This window comes from Nonomuraea sp. NPDC047529, assembly GCF_040642995.1.
In the GTDB taxonomy this organism is placed as follows: domain Bacteria; phylum Actinomycetota; class Actinomycetes; order Streptosporangiales; family Streptosporangiaceae; genus Nonomuraea.
Window position 1 is genome coordinate 1 of record NZ_JBEYTJ010000114.1, and the last position, 1,315, is coordinate 1,315.

Consider the following 1,315-nt stretch of genomic DNA (forward strand, 5'->3'; position numbering starts at 1 on the left):
GTGCTGGGCACCGGCAGCGTGCCCGACGGCGCGCCAGGCAACGCCCCGGCTACCACGCTGGGCACAGCCAGCGCACTGGGCACAGGCAGCGCGCCGAGCGGCGTGCCGGGTGAGGCGCTGGGCAACGCCCCGGCCATGAACGGTGCGGCCGGTGTGGGGGATGAGCCGCAGATCCTGGTCCGCCAAGGCCGGATCCTGGTCCCCCGGCTCACCCCCGCACGGGCCGGGGAGGACCTGGCAGTACCGGACGGAGACGGGGCGTGGCGGCTGGACTGCCCCACACCCGGCTCGGTCGAAGGACTGGCCCTGGTGCCGGACCCGGGCGCGGACCGGGATTTGGGTGCCGGGCAGGTGCGGGTGCAGGTCCGGGCCGCGGGGGTGAACTTCCGCGATCTCGTGGTCACGCTCGGCATGGTGCCGGAACAGGGTGAACCGATCGGTGGCGAGTTCGCCGGTGTGGTCACCCAGATCGCGGCCGACGTGACCCGGTTCGCGGTCGGTGACCGCGTCATGGGATTAGGCGAAGGGGCGTTCGGCCCGCGCGTGGTGGCCGATCAGCGGCTGCTGGTGCCTTTGCCGGCCGGGTGGTCCTTCTCTCAAGGGGCTGGGACGCTGGTGGCCTTCGCCACCGCCTGGTACGGGCTGGTCGACCTGGCCGGCCTCTCACGAGGCGAGCGGGTCCTCATCCACGCCGGAGCCGGCGGGGTCGGCATGGCCGCCATCCAGATCGCCCGCCACCTGGGAGCCGAGGTGTTCACCACCGCCTCCCCGACCAAACACCACCTGCTACGCCGCCTCGGCATCCCCGCAGACCATGTGGCCTCCTCCCGCACCCTCGACTTCGCCGACGCCTTCACCACCGCCACCGGCGGACACGGCATGGACGTCGTCCTCAACGCCCTGGCAGGCCCCTTCACCGACGCCTCCCTCACCCTCACCGCCCCCGGCGGACGCTTCATCGAAATGGGCAAAACCGACCGCCGCGACCCAGCCCACGTCACCACCACCCACCCCCACCTGCGCTACCAAAGCTTCGACCTCATGGACGCAGGCGCCGACCACATCCACACCATCCTGACCGGCCTGCACGATCTGCTCACCGTCGGCCATCTCACCGCCCTGCCCGTCCGCTGCTGGCCCGTCACCGCAGCCCGGCACGCCTTCCGCCACATGGCCCAAGCCCGTCACACCGGCAAAATCGTCCTGACCATCCCCCACCCCCCACACCCCGACGGCACCATCCTCATCACCGGCGGAACCGGCGGCCTGGGCAGCATCCTGGCCCGCCACCTGGCCACCCACCACCACACCCGAC

1 protein-coding gene is annotated in these 1,315 nt (G+C 72.2%); it reads left to right on the forward strand.

Annotation, left to right across the window (positions count from 1 at the left end):
* The coding region (locus ABZ815_RS52790) for a zinc-binding dehydrogenase (protein WP_357711148.1) at nucleotides 1-1,315 on the forward strand (1,315 nt) is incomplete at both ends.